General features: G+C 66.6%; 1 protein-coding gene. It reads right to left on the bottom strand.

All coding sequences use genetic code 11. From position 1 onward, the window contains the following. Positions 1-1248, bottom strand: a 1248-nt coding sequence (glyA, locus tag ACBR42_RS17035; protein ID WP_371208828.1) for a serine hydroxymethyltransferase, incomplete at both ends; no start/stop codon positions are given.

Raw genomic sequence — 1248 nt, forward strand, 5'->3', positions numbered from 1 at the left:
GTAGATCGGGAACCGCGCACACAGCGCCTTGACGCGCGCATGGACGGCCTGTTCCGTGGCGGGGCAGCCTTCGCCGCCTTCACGGGCAAGGGCGGTGAGGACCTCATCGATCATGAGGCCGACTTCCCGGAACTCCGCCGCCCCAAAGCCGCGTGCGGTAGCCGCCGGGCTGCCAAGGCGGATGCCAGAGGTGATGGCGGGTTTTTCGGGGTCGAAGGGAATGGCGTTCTTGTTGGCGGTGATGCCCGCGCGTTCAAGGCTGCGTTCCGCCGCACGCCCCGTCACACCCTTGGGCCGCAGGTCAACGAGCAGCAGGTGGCAGTCGGTGCCGCCGGTCACGATGTCGAAGCCGCTGGCGACCAGCGTTTCCGCCAGCACGCGGGCGTTATTGGCCACGGCTTCCTGATAGGCGCGGAAGTCGGGACGCAGCGCCTCGCCGAAGGCGACGGCCTTGGCGGCGATGACATGCATGAGCGGACCGCCCTGCAGGCCGGGGAACACGGCGGAATTGATCTTCTTCGCCAGATCCGCGTCATTGGTCAGGATCAGCCCGCCACGCGGCCCGCGCAGGGTCTTGTGGGTGGTGGACGTGACCACATGGGCATGCGGCAGGGGCGACGGATACAGACCGGCCGCCACCAGCCCGGCGAAATGGGCCATGTCGACCATGAGGTACGCACCGACTTCATCGGCGATGGCGCGGAAGCGGGCAAAGTCGATGATGCGGGGATAGGCGGAGCCACCGGCGACGATCAGCTTCGGCTTTTCGGCGCGGGCCAGACGTTCCATTTCCTCGTAGTCCAGCAGGCCGTCCTCGCGGCGGACACCATACTGCACGGCGTTGAACCACTTGCCGGAATAGTTCGGGGCCGCGCCATGCGTCAGGTGGCCACCGGCGGCAAGGCTCATGCCCATGACGGTATCGCCCGGCCTGACCATCGCCATGAAGGCCGCCTGATTGGCGTTGGCGCCGGAATGGGGCTGCACGTTGGCGAATTCCGCGCCGAACATCTGCTTCACGCGTTCGATGGCCAGCGTCTCGACCTTGTCGACCTCGACGCAGCCACCGTAATAGCGGCGGCCGGGATAGCCTTCGGCGTATTTGTTGGTCAGTACGCTGCCCTGCGCCGCCATCACCGCGGCCGACACCATGTTCTCGCTCGCAATCAGTTCAATACCGTCGCGCTGGCGTTCCAGTTCCGCGCCAATGATCGCAGCAACATCCGGGTCCGCTTCCGTCAGCGGGGC

The organism is Komagataeibacter sp. SM21, assembly GCF_041402665.1.
In the GTDB taxonomy this organism is placed as follows: Bacteria; Pseudomonadota; Alphaproteobacteria; order Acetobacterales; family Acetobacteraceae; genus Komagataeibacter; species Komagataeibacter saccharivorans.